This is a genomic window from Rothia sp. HMSC071C12 (assembly GCF_001813895.1).
Lineage (GTDB): Bacteria > Actinomycetota > Actinomycetes > Actinomycetales > Micrococcaceae > Rothia > Rothia mucilaginosa.
The window spans coordinates 138,672-159,402 of sequence record NZ_KV814375.1; the positions used below are offsets into that span (position 1 = coordinate 138,672).

At 60.7% G+C, this 20,731-nt stretch carries 13 protein-coding genes; 3 read left to right on the forward strand and 10 right to left on the reverse strand.

What is annotated here, in order from left to right:
• Window positions 1-2 precede the first annotated feature (2 nt).
• From HMPREF2942_RS07340 to HMPREF2942_RS07355, 4 genes are all read right to left on the reverse strand, one after another.
• A complete protein-coding gene (locus HMPREF2942_RS07340) occupies window positions 3-1,199 on the reverse strand; it encodes a putative glycoside hydrolase family 15 protein (protein WP_070688755.1) in 1,197 nt (398 codons plus the stop codon).
• On the reverse strand, window positions 1,189-2,904 hold the full coding sequence (pelF, locus tag HMPREF2942_RS07345) for a GT4 family glycosyltransferase PelF (RefSeq protein ID WP_070688756.1): 1,716 nt from the start codon (window positions 2,902-2,904) through the stop codon (window positions 1,189-1,191). The genes HMPREF2942_RS07340 and pelF overlap by 11 nt, the downstream gene beginning before the upstream one ends.
• A gap of 89 nt (window positions 2,905-2,993) precedes the next feature.
• Window positions 2,994-4,349, reverse strand: a complete 1,356-nt coding sequence (locus HMPREF2942_RS07350) for a hypothetical protein (RefSeq protein ID WP_070688757.1) — start codon at window positions 4,347-4,349, stop codon at window positions 2,994-2,996.
• 509 nt (window positions 4,350-4,858) lie between these two features.
• Complete coding sequence (locus HMPREF2942_RS07355; protein ID WP_070688758.1) at window positions 4,859-9,748, reverse strand: NAD-glutamate dehydrogenase; 4,890 nt, start codon at window positions 9,746-9,748, stop codon at window positions 4,859-4,861.
• A gap of 240 nt (window positions 9,749-9,988) precedes the next feature.
• On the opposite strand from HMPREF2942_RS07355, the gene HMPREF2942_RS07360 reads away from it, so the two are divergent.
• Window positions 9,989-10,903 (forward strand): shikimate dehydrogenase, encoded by a 915-nt coding sequence (locus tag HMPREF2942_RS07360; protein WP_070688772.1) that lies wholly within the window; start codon window positions 9,989-9,991, stop codon window positions 10,901-10,903.
• Between the two features lie 84 nt (window positions 10,904-10,987).
• Here HMPREF2942_RS07360 and HMPREF2942_RS07365 read toward each other — a convergent pair whose 3' ends face one another.
• The 6 genes from HMPREF2942_RS07365 to HMPREF2942_RS07390 all read right to left on the reverse strand — a co-directional run bounded on the left by HMPREF2942_RS07365 (window position 10,988) and on the right by HMPREF2942_RS07390 (window position 18,135).
• The gene (locus tag HMPREF2942_RS07365) at window positions 10,988-12,280 is read right to left on the reverse strand and encodes an MFS transporter (protein ID WP_070688759.1); all 1,293 of its coding nucleotides are present in this window, start codon (window positions 12,278-12,280) and stop codon (window positions 10,988-10,990) included.
• Between the two features lie 248 nt (window positions 12,281-12,528).
• A complete protein-coding gene (locus HMPREF2942_RS07370; protein ID WP_246824394.1) occupies window positions 12,529-13,731 on the reverse strand; it encodes a hypothetical protein in 1,203 nt (400 codons plus the stop codon).
• Window positions 13,732-13,883: 152 nt separating this feature from the next.
• Window positions 13,884-14,759, reverse strand: coding sequence for a glycosyltransferase family 2 protein (locus HMPREF2942_RS07375; RefSeq protein WP_049352287.1), 876 nt, complete (start codon window positions 14,757-14,759; stop codon window positions 13,884-13,886).
• Window positions 14,760-14,806: 47 nt separating this feature from the next.
• Window positions 14,807-15,184, reverse strand: a complete 378-nt coding sequence (locus HMPREF2942_RS07380; RefSeq protein ID WP_070688761.1) for a DUF2304 domain-containing protein — start codon at window positions 15,182-15,184, stop codon at window positions 14,807-14,809.
• 2 nt (window positions 15,185-15,186) lie between these two features.
• Window positions 15,187-15,930: a glycosyltransferase family 2 protein gene (locus HMPREF2942_RS07385; protein ID WP_005504187.1), complete on the reverse strand. Its 744-nt coding sequence runs from the start codon at window positions 15,928-15,930 to the stop codon at window positions 15,187-15,189.
• A 183-nt stretch (window positions 15,931-16,113) separates the two neighbouring features.
• Complete coding sequence (locus tag HMPREF2942_RS07390; RefSeq protein ID WP_070688762.1) at window positions 16,114-18,135, reverse strand: DUF6541 family protein; 2,022 nt, start codon at window positions 18,133-18,135, stop codon at window positions 16,114-16,116.
• A gap of 394 nt (window positions 18,136-18,529) precedes the next feature.
• On the opposite strand from HMPREF2942_RS07390, the gene HMPREF2942_RS07395 reads away from it, so the two are divergent.
• Both HMPREF2942_RS07395 and argE read left to right on the forward strand, forming a co-directional pair.
• Window positions 18,530-19,072 (forward strand): flavin reductase family protein, encoded by a 543-nt coding sequence (locus HMPREF2942_RS07395; RefSeq protein WP_049338626.1) that lies wholly within the window; start codon window positions 18,530-18,532, stop codon window positions 19,070-19,072.
• Between the two features lie 145 nt (window positions 19,073-19,217).
• Window positions 19,218-20,447, forward strand: a complete 1,230-nt coding sequence (gene argE / locus HMPREF2942_RS07400) for an acetylornithine deacetylase (protein ID WP_070615762.1) — start codon at window positions 19,218-19,220, stop codon at window positions 20,445-20,447.
• Window positions 20,448-20,731 lie beyond the last annotated feature (284 nt).

The following is a 20,731-nucleotide window of genomic DNA, read 5'->3' on the forward strand; positions in this document are numbered from 1 at the left end:
AATTACGCCTTACGGCGGTACACCACACCCTGATGCGCCCGTAGCGTGAAGCTCGAGGGCACCGGGCGGTTTGCCGCATCCACCAAGCCGGACGGGACCTTCACGATCACATCCTTCGAGCCGGTGTTCAGGGCAGCCCAGCCGCGCGTAAAGGCACGAGTCTGAGCGGTCTTCTGAGCAATAATGCCGCCGACCGGATCCCCCAGGTCATAGGAAAGCTCCGGGGCGTGCGGGATCTCGTCGTAGGCGTCGTGGTGGGTTGCGCTGATGCCGGTGAAGGCGCCTCCACCAAACACCCAGAAGCCCGCCAAGCCGTACAGGAAGTTCTCATCCGTACCGGTAATAGCAGCCTTGCGGTTGCTGAGCGGGGTACGCAGAATCGTCACCTTCTTCTGCGAGGCGGCGCTACGGCCACCCAGACCCGCAAAAGTAGCACCCAGGTTCACGTCGCCCGCCGAGCCGTTCGCAATCTCACGACCCTGCATCACGGCATACGGCGAAGACAGGTAGTCGTTCGGACCCCAGCCGAGCCACACCTCCTCAAAGCCGCCACCGTAGGCGCTGTGACGCTCCCACTTGCCGTAACGCAGACGAGACTCAGCAATATTGGGCACCAGAATCTTGCCGATTTTATTCAGCTCAATACCGGCGTACGCGACCAGAAAATCCAGGTGCTCACGGATCTTCGTCATGGACTCCACACCCTGGATGGGCAGGTTCAGGTCGTAGTAGTCGTTCTCGATATCGTTATCCGCCATGACCCCGTCGAAGGGTGAGTCGCGCATTTCGCGCACCACAGCGTCCACCCACTGCCAACGGTAGTCGGCGTTCCACACCTGCATCTGGAAGTGCTTGGGGTAGCCCTTCCATTCGATACGGTCACCGTTGAGGCGGTGGGCGAAGAAATCCTTACCGGAGTTCGCCATCGATTGCGCCAGCGGGTAAGAGACACCCGAAGAATAGATCGGGCCGGGCTCATAAGAGCGGGTGGAGGACAGGCACTTGTACGCCAGCACCACCATTTGAGGTGCACGCTTCTTCAGGTAGCGTGCCGCGTCCAGTTCCCAGGGCTGCAGGATTGCGACAGAGTAGTTCTTGACCGCAAAATCGAGCTGCTGCTGGGTAATGGGCTTACCGCCGTAGCGGACCCAGGCACCAAATTTGCCGGGTCCGCCCAAGCGGGTGAGTTTATTCGCCATCGTACTCCGGGTCGAATTCGGGGGCGCGAGGGGGCAGCTTGCCCAGCTCGCGGTAGATCGTGTTGTAGCGGTCCATGACCAGTCGCAGCTGGAAGAAGCTGACGATACGGTCGTAGGCGTTCACGCAGTAGCGTTCGTAGATGCTGGGCTCCTCCATGAGGGTGCGCAGCGCCGCCGCGAAGCCGTGAATATCGCCGGGGATGGTCAAGATACCGCAGTTACCGATTTCGTGGCCGTCGGGGGCGACCAGCACATCGTCGATGAGCTGGGACATACCGCCCACGTCGGTGCTGACCAGCGGGATGGACGCAGCCATCGCCTCAAGCGCCACAATCGGCTGACCCTCATTGTAGCTGGGCATGAGCAGCAGGTCGAAGCGGTCGAGCATCGCACGCACGTTCACGGTGCCGTGGAAGGTGATGTACTCGCCCATGTTGAGCTCTTCGATGGTGCGCAGGCACAGCTCGTAGTACTCGGGCAGGTGGTCCTTGGGGCCGAGCACATCCAGGTGGAAGTTCACGAGGCCCTGGTCGCGCAGCACCGCGAGGGAGCGAATCAGGTCGGTCAGGCCCTTAATGGGCACCACGCGGGCGATAAACACGAAGCGCCACACGTGGCCGCGCCCCTCGGCGAGGATGCGTGCACGGGCCGCCTGGCGGGCGTAGTAGGCCTCGGCAACGGACTCGATGAGCATGCCGTTGGGCAGGATGATGGCGCGGTCCTTTTCGCCCTCGTTCATCTGGTCGATGGGCGCACCGATGCCGCGCGCCTCCTCCAGTGCCTTGGGGTACAGGTAGGTGGCCATATCGGCGCTCGGGTAGCAGAAGCGACCCATCTCCAGGAACCAGACGGACCAGGCTCGCTCGTCAAGGGTGATGGGGCCCAGGCCCGGGTGCTCACGCTCCTCAGCGAGGAAAGCGTAGTCGGTGGTAATCGGCTTCGCCATGTTGCGCTCGAGCTTGGTGTTGATGGTGTCGCGAATGTACAGGTTGTGCTCGGTCAGCAGGAAGCTGGTGCCGTGGTCACGGGCCGCAGCGGCGGCGATGAGAGCCGCGTAGCCGGTGGTGTGGGCGTGGTACACGCGGGCATGGGGCATCCGCTCGTGCAGCAGCGCGAAGAGGATGGAAACGAAGTCGCGCACCTTCCAGAAGAGCTCGCCGAAGGGAACCTCGCTGAAGAACCCGAGGTTGGCGATAACCTGCATGAACTCGCGGGTACCGAAGAGCCCAAAGAGGTTGTAGGTGCGGGTGGCGGGGTTGATGCCCTCGTCGTAGAGCTTCCAGAGGGGGTTGACGTCGCCGGCGATGAGCGCGTTGAAGCCCCGGATGAGTCGATCAGCCAGCTCTCGACGCTGCGGCATCTTCATGTGCAGGCTGTCGGGATCGCACTCGGCGGCGAAGGCAGCACGGTTGACGTCGAGGCTCAGGTAGATCACCTTAACCCACTTGACGTTCTTGGGCATGCCGTAGAGATCCTCGTGCGGCGAGTTCTTATCCCACGCGATGTGGATAATGCCGAAGGAGAGGTCGGGGTTCTCAGAGACGATATCGTGCACCACCGCGGAGACACCACCCTTGAGGTAGGGGTAGGTGGACTCCATGATGATGGCGACATCGACATCCGGGTACTCGGGATCGGTGTAGTGCTCTCCGGGCTCCGGAAGCTGCAGGGGAGCATAGTGGTTTCGGTACATCTGTTCAGTCATTGGTTGTGTCTTTCACGGGCCGTGCTACGTGGTGTGTTCTTGGCCGGGCCCGCAGAACGATGTCTGCGGACCCGGCGTGCGGGCAGGCGTTACCAGGCGAGTGCGCGGCGCCAGAAGAGAGAGTATTCGGGTGATTGCCAAGCCTGACGGTACACCCGGTAGCAGGCGTACGCAAGGACTGCCTCGCCCACGATGATGGGCAGGTATCCGGTCTCGTTCGGCAGGATTGCGAAGCAGATCATGAGCAGAATGAGGTGCGCCGCGGAGAGCACCTGCACGGTCTTGAACATGGTCATGTACTCAATCTGGTAGATGAGCAGGGCGACGGCCACGAAGAGGAACGCGACGACCAGACCCATCAGCGCCAGCGGGAAGGAATCCGGCATGAAGATGAACATCAGGATGCCGGTAATGATGCCGCTACCGATGTAGACGAGTAGCGAGTTGCGAATCGAACGGTCGGAGGCACGGGTGGCCTTATGCGCCTCTTCGCGAACGCGGTTGTAGGGCAGGCGCTCGAACACGGTCCACAGGTACTGAATTGCGTCGTTGACGCGATCAGCCTCTACCACGAAGAAGTAGTTGTAAGCGATCACGGCGGGAATCAGGCTCATGTAAATGGCCACGACGTTAATCTCACCGGAGGTGGCCAGGAAGAGCATGTACTTATCAGCCCAGATGATGGAGCCGGTCAGGAAGCCACGCAGAGCATCCTTTGCGACGTCCTTGAGCGGAATATGCGCAAAATGGAAGAGGTGCACAAAGTTCTTACCCAGGCCAATCAACAGGATGAGCGAGCCAACGAGCGGCGGCAGGAACCAGATGATGGGGAAGAAGTACAGGGCCAGGGTGTAGCCGAGCCAGGCGATAAACCAGATGACTCGATTCTTCGCGAGGTTGGGGATGACCAGCAGCTGCGCGAAGGCAATGTTGAGCACGCCGAGTACGAAGAAGGCACCGATGGCAGTCGCGTTCCACTTCAGTACGAGGGCAACCGGAATTGCGAAAAGCAACACCAGCGGCATGGTCACGAAGAAGAGGTAAATCCAGTTGCGGCTGAACGCGGCCAGGTCGGTAATGTCCTGGAACTGGGGTTCGTTCAGACGCTCGCGGGTAGCCTTCGCCTCGGCACGCTTGAGCTGATTCTCGAGCGTCTCAGCCTGGATGCGCAGGGTTTCGCGGGCATCCGCAATCTTCTTATGCTCCATCTGAATGGCTCGATAGAGCGGCAGGCAGGCGGCCTGGCTAAGCCAGGGCACGGTGATGGATGCAGCCAGAATCACCTGAATCAGGGGCACGCCACCCAAGTTGTACCTGTTGATGGTGGGCGTGACGATGGGGAAGACAGTGGTCAGCAGCGCGACCGGGGAAACGTATAGCAGAAAGTTAATGAGGAGGCGCCACGCGCTAGCGCGCTGTTCCTCGCTACCGTGGTTGGTGGACAACGTTGAAGACTTTCAGTCGAAATAGAGAGTATGCGGGCCCGGCCCGCAAACGGGCCGGAGATTAACGTTGAGTGAGTGATGGTGTCGTGCGTTATGTCGTACAGAGATGGCACCCCTCGCGGCGGCCAGGTGGGCCATCGGATTCGTACCGTCAATGCATGCCGGATCAGCCTCATCCACCCGAGGGGGTTATTTGGCCGGGCAAGCATCCAAGACATCGCGTGTGGAGCCCCTCCCCTACGCCTAATTTAGCGCGGGGCTTGCGCACGCAACGATGCCGCCGTCATCAATATACTGTACGCGTCAAGCAAAATGTTGAACTTTTATTCAACCCTAACTTGAATTTTAGGCGATTTGGAACACATTTTGCTCTCATGTTTATATGCCGTTAGGTGCATATGCAAGGCATCCCGGCCCCTCCAGCAGGAGGAAGCCGGGATGCTCAATGTACGGTTACCGTACCGCATTCACCGCTGTGCGACGGTACGGCGCGGCTACCGCCTCGCCGTTTAGGATGCGCTAGCGAGGGTGCGCAGGGCCACGGAGACCACAGCCAGTCGCGGGTGACCGGTTGCATCCGGAGCTGCCTCAGCAATCTCGTCGAGGATGCGGTCGATGTTACCCACGCGGGTCGGGTGCTCCTCAATCCAGGTTGCCAGTGCCTGCTGTGCACCATCCACGGTTGAGAAGTCGCCCTTCGCACCCTCAGCCACGGACAGTGCCAGCTCTGCGGCGGTCTCGTAGAGGGCACCGCGCATTGCCTGGCGTGCCAGAATCTCCCAGCGGTCGCTACGGGGCAGCTCGGTGATGAGGCCGAGCAGCTCGTCCACCTTGAAGCGGTCGTAGGTGGCGAAATAGACCGGTGCCAGCGAGGCTGCCTCGAAATCGTGATCGGCAGCCGAACGAATCACGTCCAGCAGGGCGTAGCCCTCGAAACCGCGAATCCAGATGACGATGAGCTCCTCGGGCAGGCCCCATGCCTCGCCTGCGTCACGCTTTGCACGGACGCGAGCGCGAGAGGTGCCGGAGAGGTACTCGGGCAGGTTGCGACGCATCTCGACAACGGAACCGAAGTTCTCGAGCAGCTCGGAGATGGTGGTACCGGCCACCACACCGCGCTCGGTGATAAACCAGCGGACGGCGCGGTCCAGCACGCGCTGGTTGTCGCGCAGCACGGTGAACCATGCGTCCAGCGGGGTCTTCGGGGACAGCTCGCTGTGCAGCTTAGCGGCGGTGCCGAGCTCGAAGAGCTCGCGGGCCACGATGAAGGCGCGGGCGACGGAGTCGATACCGACGTTGAACTCCTCCATGATGCGGTACGCGAAGGTGATGCCACCAATGTTGACCAGCTCGTTTGCCACGCGGGTGCAGATGATTTCCTTACGCAGCGGGTGCGAGTCCAGGTGCTGGCCGAAGCGCTCGACGAGTGCTGCCGGGAAGTAGCTGCGCAGCACGCCTTCCAGGTAGGGGTCGTCGGCAAAGTCGGTCTGCTCCAGGGCGTGGGTGAGGTAAATCTTCACGTACGCAGCCAGGACAGCCAGCTCGGGACGGGTCAGGCGGTCACCGGTGGTCTCCAGGCGCTCGTCCAGCTCCTCGTCGGTGGGCAGGAACTCGACGGCGCGGTTCAGGCCGGCGTGCTCCTCCAGGTCGTGCATGAGGCGCTTGTACAGGTTGGTGCCCAGGAAGGAACCGTGGAACTCGCCCTGCAGCAGCACGTTCTGGTTGACGTTGGTCTCGAGAACCTTGCCGCCAACCTCATCCTGCAGAGACTCGATGAAGGAGGCGCGCTCCTCGCTGGAGAGCTCGCCGCGAGCAACGAGGCGGTCCACCAGAATCTTGATGTTAACCTCGCGGTCACTGGTCTCCACACCTGCAGAGTTGTCGATAGCGTCGGTGTTGAGGATGACGCCGTTACGTGCGGCCTCGATGCGGCCCAGCTGGGTGAAGCCGAGGTTACCACCCTCGCCCACGATCTTGGCGCGCAGATCCTTGCCGTTGACGCGCAGGGCGTCGTTAGCCTTGTCGCCGACCTGTGCGTTGGTCTCGGTGGAGGCCTTCACGTAGGTACCGATACCACCGTTGTAAATCAAGTCGACCGGTGCCTTGAGGATGGCGGAAATCAGCTCGGTCGGTGCGAGCTCGGTGACGGACTCGTCCAGGTCCAGAACCTCGCGCACCTCGGGGGTGATCTCGATGGACTTCAGGCCGCGGGAGTACACGCCACCACCAGCGGAAATCAGCTCGCGGTTGTAGTCCTGCCAGGAGGAACGGGGCAGGTTGTACAGGCGCTGACGCTCCTCGAAGGAGACGGCTGCGTCCGGGTTCGGGTCCAGGAAGATGTCACGGTGGTCGAACGCTGCGACCAGGCGGGTTGCCTTGGAGCGGAGCAGACCGTTACCGAACACGTCACCGGACATGTCGCCGATACCGACGGCGGTGAACTCTTCGGTCTGAGCGTCATGGCCGAGCTCGGCGAAGTGACGCTTGACGGACTCCCAGGCACCGCGTGCGGTAATGCCCATTGCCTTGTGGTCGTAACCGACGGAGCCGCCGGATGCGAAGGCGTCGCCCAGCCAGAAGCCGCGCTCCAGGCTGATAGCGTTTGCGGTGTCGGAGAATGCTGCGGTGCCCTTGTCCGCTGCGACCACCAGGTAGTAGTCGTTCTCGTCGCGTGCGATGACGCCCTCGGGGCGAACGACGGTCTCGGAGCCATCGGTGCCAACCTCAAGGTTGTCGGTGACGTCGAGCAGGGAGCCGATGAAGACCTTGTAGGACTCGCGGCCCTCGGTGATCCATGCGTCGCGATCCACTGCGGGGTCGGGCAGGTGCTTGGGGTAGAAGCCGCCCTTTGCGCCGGTGGGGATGATGACAGCGTTCTTCACCATCTGCGCCTTGACCAGGCCCAGGACCTCGGTGCGGAAGTCGTCACGGCGGTCGGACCAGCGCAGGCCGCCTCGTGCGACGTCGCCGAAGCGCAGGTGAACACCCTCGACGCGCGGGGAGTATACGAAAATCTCGAACTTGGGGCGGGGCAGGGGTGCGAAATCAATCTGCTGCGGTGCAACCTTGATAGCGAATGCGGGACGGTCAGCCAGGTATGCGTTGGTGCGCAGGATTGCGCGAACAACCTTGCCGAGGGAGCGCAGGTAGCGGTCGGCATCCAGGGTGGGAATCTTGTTCAGTTCCTCAGCCAGGGCCACCTCAATCTCTTCGCGGCGTGCGTTGCGCTGCTCATCGTTGAGACCGTTGTTCGGGTCGAAGCTGACCTCGAAGAACTCGACCAGGTGCTTGGTGATGGCCGGGTTTGCGAGCAGGGTGTTCGACATGAAGGACGGGGTGTAGCCCAGGCCCAGCTGAATCAGGTAGTGGTTCAGGGCACGGAACAGACGTACTTCCTGCCAGGTCAGGCCCTCAGCCAGGATCAGGCGGTCCAGGGTATCGGACTCGCGCTCACCGAGCAGGTAGGCGTTCAGGGCATCCTCGTAAAGGGAAGCCACAGCGTTTGCATCCACGCCCTCGGGGAACTGAACCCCAAAGTCGTAGAGGTAGCCGTAGTCTTCGCCATCCTCAGGCTTGAACTCGTAAGGCTTCTGATCAACAACGACCAGACCCATATTCTGCATAACCGGCAGCAGCTCGGTGAGGGTGTGAGGTGCGGACAGGTAGGTCTTCAGTCGGGTGGTGTTGGCTTCGCCGGCTTCAACCTTGATTGCGGCGGGCTTCTGGCCCGAGAGAGATTCAAGAATCACGATATCCTCGATTGCTTGTTCTACTGTGTAATCGGCTCGGTAGGCTGCACTAGTCGCATCTGCCCAGGCTGATGCGAGTCGGCGGCCTGCCGCTCCGGGTTTCCATGCCTCAATAGCAGCTGCGGTTGCTTCCACCCAGGAGCGGGCGGCTTCTTGCAGTCGCTTTTCGAGAGCTTGATGATCCGTCTTCGGCACATCATTGGGGTTGGTGAGCCGAATGCGGAAAAATAGACGCGCCAGCGATGAGGAGGACAGGTACACCTCATGGTCGATGGCACTAAAATCAAATTCCTGTTGGAACACCCGCTGAATACGGGAGCACACGTTCGTGTTGTAACGATCCCGAGGCAGGTACACCACGGCGGAAATAAACCGGTTGAACTGGTCGGCGCGCAGGAACAGGCGGGTCTTGCGGCGCTCCTCCAGGCCCATGATGCCGCCGAACGTATCGGTCAGGTCATTAGCGGAAGCGTGCAACAGCTCCAGGCGCGGGTAATCTTCCAAGGCACCCAGAAGCGCCTTGTCAGAGTAAGAACCGGGGTGGTAGCCGAGGCGGCGGCGCACCATCGCGATACGCTCACGCACCAGCGGAGTCTCAATAGCGGGCAGTGCGTACGACTGACGGGTGAACAGACCCAGAATGACGTACTCACCAATCACGCGGCCGTTCAGGTCGAAGCGGCGCACACCAATGTAGTCCAGGTAGTCGTTCCGTGCTACGGTGGAGCGGGAATTCGCCTTCGTGATGTACAGGGGGCGCGGGAACAGGGCACGCTCCAGGGTCTCGCCCGAAAGGGGGATGCGGCTCTTACCCTCCGTGGTGCGCAGAATACCGAGCGCCGAACCGGGGCGGTCCACCAGAGAAATAGCGCCGGAGGTGCCGTCCAGCACGCGCTCCTTAACGCCCATAAACACGAAGTTGCCGCGGGTCAGCCAGCGCAGGAAGTCCTGTGCCACCTCCACACGGGAGGCAGGCTCCACACCGCGCGGGTTAGCGGCGTAGGATTCCTCGCCGTGACCCAGGGTTGCGCCGCGCAGGTCGTACATGGACTGCGCCAGGTCGAAAACGCGGGCGACCATGGCATCCAGGTCGGTGTGGCAGGCGCGAACATCAGCGAGGACGCGCTCAACTTCCTTCTCGCAGCGGCGCTGCTCTTCCTCAGTGAGGTAGCGGGTCAGGCGAACCGCAATCCAGGCTTCAATAGCGACAGTGGTACCCGCCGGGGCGTTCTCGCTGAGCTTGAGGGAGGGCACGCCAAGAGTGGCGGTATCGCCACTGGCGAGGTTGCCGCGCATGCCGGTGCCGCGCAGGCTCAGGAGGGTACCGTCCGGGCCGCGTTCAGCGAGGAAGGTGGGGTGAAGAATGGTGACGAAACCACCAAAGTGCGCGGCAAGGCATGCGGTCAGGGAGCTGACGATGTGCGGCATGTCGTCGGTCGCGACGTACAGGGTGGTGTTGTACTCGTCGTTGCGTGCGGCAACGACAGGGGTCTTGGGCAGGCGGATTTGAGCCAGCGCACGGTGGGTGCGAGCCAAATCCTCTAACTCTGCCGGGGTGAACTCTTCACGCTCATCTTCGGGGCTGTTCAGGAAATACTGCTCGACCCATGCATCGGCGCCAGCGAAGTGTGCCATAGCCTTGTCAGTCATTGACAATCTATCCTCCGAATATCGGTATCACTTCACTGTGACGGTGTCTGTGTGGTCTCATGTGCGCGCCGTGGCGCGCGAGCACTTATACCAAGCTTATACCTTCGAGGTGTTTCTGTCAGACATATCGCTCTTGTGAGCGTAGAAATTATTTTTATCTTCTTCCCAAATCCAGCACGCATTTGGTACGGGTTCAAGAAAGTAGGTGCATCTTGAGGGATGGACACGTACAGTGAAACTATGAGTTTGCGTACTGAATCTTTCCTGGTGGGTCTCATTGGTGACGGCATCACCTCCTCCCTGACCCCTCCCATGCATGAGGCGGAGGCGGACGCGCACGGGGTGCGCTACCTGTACCGCCCTGTCGACCTGGACGCCCTGAACCTGGATGGCGCCTCCGCACCGGCGCTTCTGGATGCTGCGGCACTGCTCGGCTTTAACGCTTTCAATATCACGCACCCGTGCAAGCAGTCGGTCATGGAGCACCTGCACGAGCTTTCGGATGCGGCACGCGCCCTGGGTGCGGTCAATTGCGTGGTGATTGGTGAGGACGGCAGCTTCTACGGCGATAACACGGACTACTCCGGGTTCATTGCGGGATTGAAGCGCGGCCTGCCGCAGGTGGCGGAGAATCCGGCGCGCCTGGAGCACGTGGTGCAGCTGGGCGCTGGCGGTGCCGGTAGCGCCACGGCATACGCCCTGTGCCGCCTGGGGGTGCGCCACCTGAGTCTCTTTGAGCGTGACGCGGCGAAGGCGCAGGGGCTTGCGGAGCAGCTGGGTGGGCTCTTCCCGCAGACCCGGATCGAGGTGCTGAGCGATGACGAGCGCCTCATTGAAGCTCTACTGGAAGCTCAGGGTTTGGTGAACGCGACCCCGGTGGGTATGCACGTGCATCCGGGTATGCCGTTGAGCGAGTCGGCATTGAGCGCCGGGGTGTTGCGTGAGGGCCTGTGGGTTGCAGATGTCATCTATCTGCCGCAACAGACACAGCTGGTGCGCGCGGCGCGTGCCGCCGGGTGCGAGGTGCTGACGGGTGGCTACATGGCGGTGGGTCAGGCGGTGGATGCGTTCCGCCTCTTCACTGGGCTGGAACCGAACGCTGAGCGTATGGCGGCGCATTTTGAGGTGCTGATTGCGGCTCAGCAGGGGGCTTAGAAGGTTAAACATACAGGTGGGGTTGGATAGATATCTATCCAACCCCACCTGTATTTATTCTATATACAGAATATATTGTTCGGGTTATGCATCCAGCTCAGCGAGGGACTTCTTGTACCCTTCACGAGCCGTCAGCGCACCCAACGCCACGAGCGCGCACATGGCGACCGTGAACACGGCGGGCAGCACCGCATTATGCAGGTCGGCACCGGCGAGGCTCGTCGCCACGGCGGGCGCCACGCCTCCAGAAATTGCGAAGCCAATCTGGGTGCCCAGCGCCAGGCCGGTCACGCGCACGCTGGTCGGGAACATCTCAGCGTAGAAGGCGGGCCACACGCCGTTCGCCATGGAGTAGAGCGCACCGTGCATGAGCACGCCGTAGGCAAAGATACCCACCCAGTTACCCTCGGTAATCGCGCCGAGGTACGGGAACATCACCAGGGAAGAAGCAACCGCACCGGTAATAAACACGGGCTTACGACCGATCCGGTCGGCAAGCATGGCAGCGAGCGGAATCGCAATCAGGCCGAGGGTGTTGGAGGCGACCGGCACCAACAGCATCGTGCTGCGGTCAAGACCGTAACCCTTGGTGGCGAAGGAAAGCGCGAAGGTCGTGAAGACCATGTTCACAGTGTTGACCATGGCGCACACGGCGATGGTGAGCACGGCGCGCTTGTGGTGCTTGAAGACCAGCATGAGCGGGGATTCGGTGAGCTTTTCGCGCTGCAGGTAGGCGGGCGGCTCGGAGAGCGTGCGGCGAATCAGCCAGGCGGTCACCACCACGAAGGCGGAGAGCCAGAAGGGTACGCGCCAGCCCCAGCTGAGCAGGTGCTCATCCGGCAGGGCGGCGAAGGGAATGAACACGGCGGTTGCCAGTAGCGAGCCGAACTGGGTGCCTTGCAGGGTCCAGCTGGTCGTGAAGGCGCGCTGATGCTCGTTGGCGTGCTCCAGAGAGATAGAGATGGAGCTTGCCTGCTCACCGGCGGCGGAGAGGCCCTGAATCATGCGGCAGATGACCAGCAGGGTGGGGGCGAGGATACCCGCCTCGCTGTAGGTCGGCAGGCAACCGATTGCGAAGGTGGCAAAGCCCATCAGGAAGAGCGTGAGCATCAGGACGAATCGGCGGCCGTAGCGGTCACCGAGGGGTCCAACAATCATGGCGCCGAAGGGACGCACAACGTAGGCGACGCCCACAACCACCATGGACTTGAGGATGCCGATGGCGGCGGTGTCTTCGGGGAAGAAGATGCGGTTGAGCACGATTGCGGCGGCGGTGCCGTAGACGGCGAAGTCGTAGTATTCGAGGGCGGAGCCTATCCAGCTGGCGAGGGCGGCTCGTCGTGGTGATCGGGCGGGCGCGTCGGTGCGTCGGCTCATGGGTGGCTCCTTCGGTGCTATACCCGTTGGGAGGGGCGGGGCCGCGGTGTGGGTGGCCCGCGCGGTTTGTCATTGTGTCCTTCCAGTGTAGGGAGCACCCCGCCTGTTTTCCATAGGGTTACCTAAGTTCCCAGGGTTTGAAGTAGTAATAGCGGGTGGACACCTCCAGCCCCCGTCAGTTCATGAGCAATAAAAAATGAGGGGTTGGGCATAACTATTCGTTTGCTCAACCCCTCATCATTTATTTATTAAATATTCTCCAGCTCAGCGTTGCCGCTATTCGACACAGAACGCGCCTGCCACACCATCGCACCCAAATGTACTAGCAGGCCAAGCGTCGGCCCCGCATACAGGGCAAGAAGAGTGCGAGTCAGAAGAGGCAACGGCGACACCGCCACCACACAAGCAACCGCAGCCGCCAGCACCCAACCAGCCACATACGAACGGTGCATATTCAATGCAATCACCAGCGACCCTGACAGCACCAGAAGCGCCAGGAAAGCAGAAGCAAACACCAGAAGTGCAAGCACCGGAGAAGTCACCACCTGAGCGTATGCTTCAACCTCTGAAGGCTTCGGCGGATAAAGCAGACCAAACAGCCACGGCCCCAGCACGTAAGCCGCCGCAGCGCCCACAAGACCCACACCCAACAGTGCACCAGCAGGCTTCGCAAAAGCACGCAACGGATGATTCTGTTGCTTCAAGAAAGCAGACACCGCCACGCCCTGAAAAGCCTGCAAAGGAATCATAATCGGCGAGCGCGTAATCGAAATCGCCAGAATCAGAACCGCCAAAATAACCTGTTGTAGCGGGTCGTTTGAATCGATGCTAACGTTCAGCAGAAGCGGCAAGCCCATCATAAGAACCGCATTAGCAGTCGACGACCCCATCGACAGCGTGTAGTTATACAGCAGACGGCCCGAGGAAACATCCGCACGAGAGCTAAAAACTCGCCGAGCTTCTGGAAGCAGAAGCACCATCAGCAGCCACAGAAGTACCGGAGAAACCGCTGCGGCTTCAAGACCGATGAGATGTGCAGAGACCAGACCGACCGCACAGATAGCTACGATACGCCAAATAGCGTCGAACCCCGACACACTCGCGAAGAGGTACCAGCTTTCCTGGCCAGCAGACGCACCATAGAGAGTCATGTGCATGGCGTAGAGGGCCACACCGGCACTCAGGAGCAGCACACCGCTAAACCCACTCAAAGGAATCTGGGCAGGAGCCCACAGAGGGCTCGTCACTAAGGTCAACCCGCCCACAACAAGACCCACCAGAGCACCCACGGGTGCAATACGTGCACCAGTTTTACCGTCGCGGCGTGCAGTACCCACAGCGCGGGTAGCTTCCTGCTGGATACCTACCACCACACCGTAGAGGGCAAAAAGAAGCGACCAGAAGAGAAGGAACTCCGTCAGGCTTTCGCCCTCCAGAAACCGTTTCACCACAACGGTAATTCCTAGAGAAGATAGTGCAGCTAAACCGGACGATCCCAAAATTGCCATCGAATGACCACGAGTCATTTTCTTCGGCTGGGACTCTGCCGATGATTCCACGCTATCTCCGTTCTCTACTGGTCGCACCTATAGAATTGAAGTCTTTACTTTACGACGTGCTCGGCAAGGTTCTTAACACCCTGCCACTTCTTCGCCAGAGCCGCCTTCGGTAGCAGAGTCAGCGCGTGAGCACGCGAAGAGAAGCGAATACGAGCCACGCGGGCAGCCTTCGTCCAACCCAGGGCAGTCATCTCTTCAACCATGGTGTTGTAGTAGCGGCGCTCCTCCTCAAAGCGGGTACCCTCAAGGGCGCGCCAAGACGAGTCAGAACCACCGTGACGGCGGTACATGAACGCAATCTGCGGGTCGTAGTACAGGGAGCCGCCGCGCATCGTAATGTCGAGAATCAGCGCCATGTCCTGGATAACGTTCAGGCCCTCACGGAAGCCGGTGCCCACGATAGCGTCCTTACGCCAACCCAGGGACGGGAAGTAGAACCACGCGCCGCGCAGCAGGGAGGTAGCCAGCTCCTCACCCTGCAGAACAGCCTCACCCTTGGGACGGTAGAACGCCTTAGTCTGCTCCACCAGAGTGTTCGACAGGCCGTTGTTCTCATCAATCACGACCACGCCGGGCTGGAAGATGGACGCCTCAGGGTGCTTAGCTGCCGCATCCACAAGCCACTGCACGTAGTTGGGGAGCATGACGTCGTCAGCACCCATGACGGTGACCAGTTCGTTCTCCACGAAAGTCAGGCACTTGCGGTAGTTCGCGTTCGCACCCAGGTTGGTTTCATTACGCATGTAGGTGATGCGCTCGTCCTTCAGCGACTCGAACCAGCCAGGAATCGAGTCGTCCGGGTAGCCGTCATCGACAACAATCAGGCGCCAGTCCGGGTTGGTCTGACCGACCACAGACAGTACAGCCTGCTTCATCATGGCGACGTCGCCGTAGTAGGGGAACAGAATATCAACGGTCATAAGGTATTACTCCAACTCACAAAATGGAAAGTCTCGACAGTAAAGCTTTAAGAATCCTGCTGGGTTTGCTTCTTCGCACCGGCGGCGCCTCCCGGCTGCTCCTGAAGTGCCTTCAAAATGGCGACTTCCTCAGCCAGGATGCGGGTCTTCTCCGACAGGCGCGACAGCTCCAGCGTCAGGTGAATACTCACACCCATCAGCAGCAGAATCGACAGGAGGAACAGCAGGTTCACCGGCAAGGCGACGCCCACAAAGTCCGCCACACCATTGAGAAGATTCGGGAAAGCACCCAGCACAATGATGATGGCACCAATAATCAGCCACAGGGCGGCGTACCGTTCCTTCATGCGCTGGTGACGCACCTGAATAATCACAAAAGTGCAGACCAGGATGGCAAGAATCAAGAAGAAAACACTGGCGCTCACGGCTACTTCTCCTCAGGGCGGCGGCTCACCGAAATGCCGTAGGCAAACAGTGAACGAACCAGATAGACAGCAGACTTCAGCGGACCGGAGGAGGGGGTACCTCCCTGACGTTCACGCATATGCACCGGCACCTGACGCACCTTCAAGCCATTGTTAATGGCCATGGCGGTGATGTCGATCGTGTCACCCAGGTATTCGGCGGGCAGGTTACGGCAGTAGAAGTCGATACCGCGGCGGTTAGCAATCTTAAAACCACTCGTCACATCCGTGAATGGGGTACCCGCCGCGCGGGTAAACAGGAACGACAGCAGGCCCATCGCCCACTTGCGCGGACCGGACACCTCATAGTCCGCCGCACCATCGGCAAAGCGGGAACCGATTACGATGTCGTAATCCTCCACCGCCTTAATGAGCGAGGGGATGCTCTCGGGGTGGTGCTGGCCGTCTGAATCCACCTGCATGGCGTAGTCGTAGCCCATGCGCTGCGCGTACTTGTAGCCGGTGCGCATAGCGGCACCCACGCCCATGTTGTAGGGCAGGTCAATCACAAAAGCGCCTGCCTCACGAGCTACAGCGGAGGTGTTGTCGGTGGAACCGTCATTGACCACCACCAGATCCACGTAGGGCACCGTCTCCTGCAGCTCTGCGATGGTGGCGGGTAGTGCCTCTTCCTCGTTCCAGGCGGGCATAATCACCAGCGTACGAGGATACGTGCGGGGGGTAAGAGGCGATGTGGGAGAACCCATAGGGCAGCTACCCCTCCTAACGAATGTGTCTTACCGTGCGTGTGAAAGCCGGTATGCCCTAGTGGACATACCGGCTTTCATCATATCAGTGGTTCCGCACCATCTCAGATTCGGCGACAGATTGTAGACTGCACCACTTATTCTCTGAGATGCATACACCCTCGCAGGTGTGCTGGCACACCGTTAGTTATCGCAGGCACTAATGCGGTACAGAGTCATCGGACCCGAGGAATAGACCGGGGTCAGAACGTCCGTATCAATAGCAGCCACCATGCCGTCATAGTTCTTCTGCTGAGCAGGGCCGAAATTACCCTGGTTCTCCAGGTGAACATACCAGTGAGCCTTGTACTGGTTCACCTCGCGGCAAACTTCCGGGTTCGTGCGGGCATCCTTCAAATCGTTCAGGATCGCCGCGTACTTCGGGGAAGTCTGGAATTCGAAGTGGTAGCTGGTCAGGTGACGGTCAGCCAGCGCATAAATGTAGGCGCTACCGTCCCAGGGGTTGTTCACAATGACGTCGTCCTTGGGCACAATCTTCGGGATCTCGTTAATGACGTTCATCTCATCCTGATTTAGGATGTCGGAGGTCGGGGTCACCTTGTACCTCTCCGCCACCTGCAAGGTTGCGTCATGCATCGCGGGAGTACGGGAGGACAGGCCCGCAACCGCAAGCACCAGCACCATGGAGGCGCCCATCATTGCCGGGGCGACCTTCGCGTGCTTCTCACGCGGAATAGCGTGCATGATGCGCACGAAGATGCCCTCCACGGCGCCACCCAGGCCAATACCGGCAAGAAGCACTGCAGGGAACACCACCAGAGCCGCCAGGCGGAAGTGGTCGGTGTACCAGGGAGCAACCATCAGCAGGCGGAAGTCACCGCGCGGCACCGAAGCCGCAATAATCCACATGTAGCCGACCAGCATCCAGCTACCAATCAGCCACAGGTTACGGCGCTTGTACAGCAGGTAGCCAACACCCCACAGCGCCAAGAAACCCAGCAGATATGCGGGAGCAAAATTACCACCCAGCGGGTTTGCGTTCTCCAGGCCCAGGAACAGGAACTGGTAGACCGCCTCGCCTTCGCTCATGATGGCGGTCCACAGGTCGCTGGCTTCCTCGCTCGGGCGCAACGACAACCAGATAGTGACACATCCGGCGATGAGCGCCACCAGCACGCCGGTACCCACCAGACGCTCACGCGTGGACGCGCCGCGGGTACGCAGCACCTGCACCACACCACCCAGGAGCATGGGCACCGCAAACACTGCGGCAGAAACCACCGCGTTCGGATGCACCAGAGCCAAACCGCCCAGGCCCACCAGAATCGTCAGCGACAGGGACAGCACGAAGGAGTACTCGCGGCGCGCCATGAGCTGAATCATGTGTAGCAGTAGCGCCACGAACGCAGGCAGCAGGGCGTAACCCAGAAGGTTCGGGAACAGCACACCCCAGAACAGCAGCAGGCCGGGGAACGCAAAGAAACCGCAGGTCAGAGCCGGGATGGCGAGCGCCTGCAGGGGGCGCAGGTGCGGAATGCTCAAGCACATTGCCACCAGGGAGCAGGGCCAGATAATGCCTGCCGCCAGCAGAATCATGACGATAGTTGCCGTAGCGATGCTCGTGCCGGTCGTGCTGTAAATCAGGTACACGAAATCGTGCCAGCCGGCAGGATAAAAAGTAGGTTCTTGATTCGCGGCGGCAACTGCGCCCAGAGTCAGGCTGGAGGCGTCACCGTGCTCCTGAATCCAGCGGATCGCGTTCATATGGAATGAGTTATCGAGGGTCTGCGAGAACGCCTCGGGCCCAAAGACCATATGCTGGGTTGCGTGCAGGGTCAAGAAACCACCCAGCACCGCACCAATAACGGGCCATGCGAGGGGCACGGTGTTACCCGCCCAGTTCTCTGCAGACTCGCTGGAGGCATCGGGTACGGCGGAGGGCCAGCGGCGACCCACCAGGTGCATCACACCCGCGGCGGCAGCCACCATCACGGCAGCGACCGGCACAAAAGAAATCAGGCTCCACGGAATACCGGTCTTACCCAGCACAATCGCGGAGACAGCCACCAGGGCAAAAGTCAGCAGCGGCGCATAAAAAACGCGCAGACGTGCGGGAACACGCAACGCCCAGCCCATCGCATAGCCGGGCCCAAAAGCCAACACAACCGCAAAAAGTAGTAGCGGAATAGTTGCCAACCAGCTCATTAACCCTCTTCTCCCCACAGTTCACGCACCGAAAAACCCCTCAAATACGGGGCGCGGCGCGCTTTCGAGTACCTAGCAAGGATACCCCAGAGGCTTCTTTAACCCGGCGAAACCCCGCTGAAGAGAGAGGGACAGCACCCACAACCCGCTACTCAGACCCCGAAGCGGGACAATCGGCAGAGCGCATCTTCGAAGCTCCCAAAAGACGAAGATTATGACGTAATATTTCACGCTCAATGTCACGAAAGGGTCACCTAAGAAACATAGGGCAATAAATAAGGTGTTCACCACCCTTTAGCTTTACCCTGAAACATATCTCCCCTTAACAAAGGGTCGCCCAACGCATACACATCTGGACGAACCCTAAACGCAGCCGCAGAAGAAAGGGTCGATCATGACCGAAACCATTGCAGCACAGGCACCCATCGCCGACACCTCCGAGCAGTTCAAGCTCGCCTTCGGCCACCAGCCCGCCGGCGTCGCCATCATCACCGCCACCGACGAAAACGGCGAACCCGCAGGCTTCACCGCCTCCTCGCTGACCTCCGTCGCCGCAGAACCGCCCATCATCGCCTTCTCCCTCAAGGCAAACAGCGGCTCCGCAGCAAAGATCGCGGCTGCGTCCTCCTTCCTCGTGCACATGCTCGACGCTGAGAATGTGACCCTCGCGAAGAACTTCGCAACCCACGACTACCCCCGCTTCGACGACCCCAGCACCTGGGAATTCGTCCACACCGGCGAGCCCCTCGTCCACGGCGTACGCCGCGTACTGCGCGCAACCCCGCTCAGCCGCGTTGAGGCAGGCCCCGCACTCGTCTTCACCGCACAGGTTGAAGAGTTTATCCGCAACGACTGCGAAGGCACCCCGCTGGTCTACCACTCGCGCAACTTCCACGCGCTGGGTGACCACTCGAACGTGAACAACTACAGCATCTAACCCCGCGCAGGGGTCACGGGGCGGTATTCGACGACCATGAGGCGACGAATACCGCCCCGCGGCGTACCCTGAACATAACAGCGCACGCAGCACATGACAGCGCACAGCAACACAGCGCACCCAACACAGCACAGAAGGAACAGTCATGACGGCTCAGACCACCCAGCCCGCATCCCTCCCCTGGCTCGAAAAGCTCATCGCGTTCCCCACTATCTCCGGAACCTCCAACCTGGAACTTATTGAGCTCATCGAAGCCGAATTTTCCCGCTACGGCTACAGCGGCGTGCGCACCTACAACGAGGACGGCACCCGCGCCAACCTGCTGGTCACCGTCCCTGCCGCTGACGGCACCACCCGCGGCGGCCTCATTCTCTCCGGCCACACGGACGTCGTACCCGTCGCCGGTCAGGCGTGGGACGCCGACCCCTTCACCCTGCGTGTGGAGGGTACCCGCGCCTACGGTCGCGGCGTGTGCGACATGAAGGGCTTCCTCGCCGTGGCGCTTTGGCTGTTGCCGCGCGTTGCGGAGGCGAAGCTGCGCACTCCCCTGCACTTCGCGTTCTCCTACGATGAGGAAATCGGTTGCATTGGTGCACCCTCCCTTATCGAGGAGTTCGTGGCGCGCGACCTCGCCCCCGACTACGCGATTGTTGGTGAGCCCTCCAGCATGCGCATTATCGACGCGCACAAGGGCGCACACCGCGGCCGCGTCACCTTCACCGGCGTGCCCAAGCACGGCTCCCTCGCCACCCATGGCGTGAACGCGGTTGCCGCAGCAGGCGAGTTCATCACCTTCTTCACCGACATGGCGGACCAGTGGGAAGAAGAAGGCCCGTTCGACGAGTCGTTCATCATTCCCCACTCCACCGGTAGCGTGAACCTGGCAACCGGCGGCCTGCAGTACAACATCGTCGCCGAGCAGGCTGTGGTGGAGTACGATGTGCGCACTCTGCCGCAGGTGACCACCGAATCCTTCGTGGAGCGCATTGACCGCGAACTTTCGGAGGTCATACTGCCCGACCTGCAGGCGCGCGCCGCACGCGCCGAAAAGCTGACCGGTGCAGAGCCCGGTAGCCTCACCTCCCGCGTGGGTGTGAAGCACGAACTGCTCGCAGCCGTGCCGGGCCTGGGTACCGAGGACGACGCACCCATCGTGCACCTCGCCCACGAGTGGCTGGGCACCAATGACGCACCGCAGAAGGTCACCTACGGCACCGAGGCGGGCCAGTTCCAGCGCGCCGGCGTGCAGAGCATCATTTGCGGTCCTGGCGATATTGCCCAGGCGCACTCCCCGAACGAGTGGATTGAGCTGGAGCAGCTGAGTGAATGCGAGCGCTTCTTCGAGGCGATTCTCGACTGGGCGAGCGCCAAGTAGCGGCCACATAGCAACCGTGTAGCGGCGTAACAGCCAGTCCACCGCGGTTCGCAAGAGCCGCAGTTAGAGCCGCATAAAAATTACAGAAACTGCCCGGGTACCCCGTGAGGTGCCCGGGCATTTTTATGCTGATGGCAAGTGGTGTGGGCGGGTGCTGATGGCGGGGGTGAGTGTTGGTTTGATCGCGGGTTTATTCGTGAGTTTCTCCATGGGTTCAACCGCGAGTTTATGGAATGAGTCCAAGTTGTGGACTATGACCGATTTTCCCCTCATTCGCCACATTT

What these genes read in the sequence shown, in the direction of transcription:
- HMPREF2942_RS07340 (WP_070688755.1), bottom strand. Translation starts at nt 1,199, where the DNA reads ATGGCGAATAAACTCACCCGCTTGGGCGGACCCGGCAAATTTGGTGCC.
- pelF (WP_070688756.1), bottom strand. Translation starts at nt 2,904, where the DNA reads ATGACTGAACAGATGTACCGAAACCACTATGCTCCCCTGCAGCTTCCG.
- HMPREF2942_RS07355 (WP_070688758.1), bottom strand. Translation starts at nt 9,748, where the DNA reads ATGACTGACAAGGCTATGGCACACTTCGCTGGCGCCGATGCATGGGTC.
- HMPREF2942_RS07360 (WP_070688772.1), top strand. Translation starts at nt 9,989, where the DNA reads ATGAGTTTGCGTACTGAATCTTTCCTGGTGGGTCTCATTGGTGACGGC.
- HMPREF2942_RS07365 (WP_070688759.1), bottom strand. Translation starts at nt 12,280, where the DNA reads ATGAGCCGACGCACCGACGCGCCCGCCCGATCACCACGACGAGCCGCC.
- HMPREF2942_RS07375 (WP_049352287.1), bottom strand. Translation starts at nt 14,759, where the DNA reads ATGACCGTTGATATTCTGTTCCCCTACTACGGCGACGTCGCCATGATG.
- HMPREF2942_RS07385 (WP_005504187.1), bottom strand. Translation starts at nt 15,930, where the DNA reads ATGGGTTCTCCCACATCGCCTCTTACCCCCCGCACGTATCCTCGTACG.
- HMPREF2942_RS07390 (WP_070688762.1), bottom strand. Translation starts at nt 18,135, where the DNA reads ATGAGCTGGTTGGCAACTATTCCGCTACTACTTTTTGCGGTTGTGTTG.
- HMPREF2942_RS07395 (WP_049338626.1), top strand. Translation starts at nt 18,530, where the DNA reads ATGACCGAAACCATTGCAGCACAGGCACCCATCGCCGACACCTCCGAG.
- argE (WP_070615762.1), top strand. Translation starts at nt 19,218, where the DNA reads ATGACGGCTCAGACCACCCAGCCCGCATCCCTCCCCTGGCTCGAAAAG.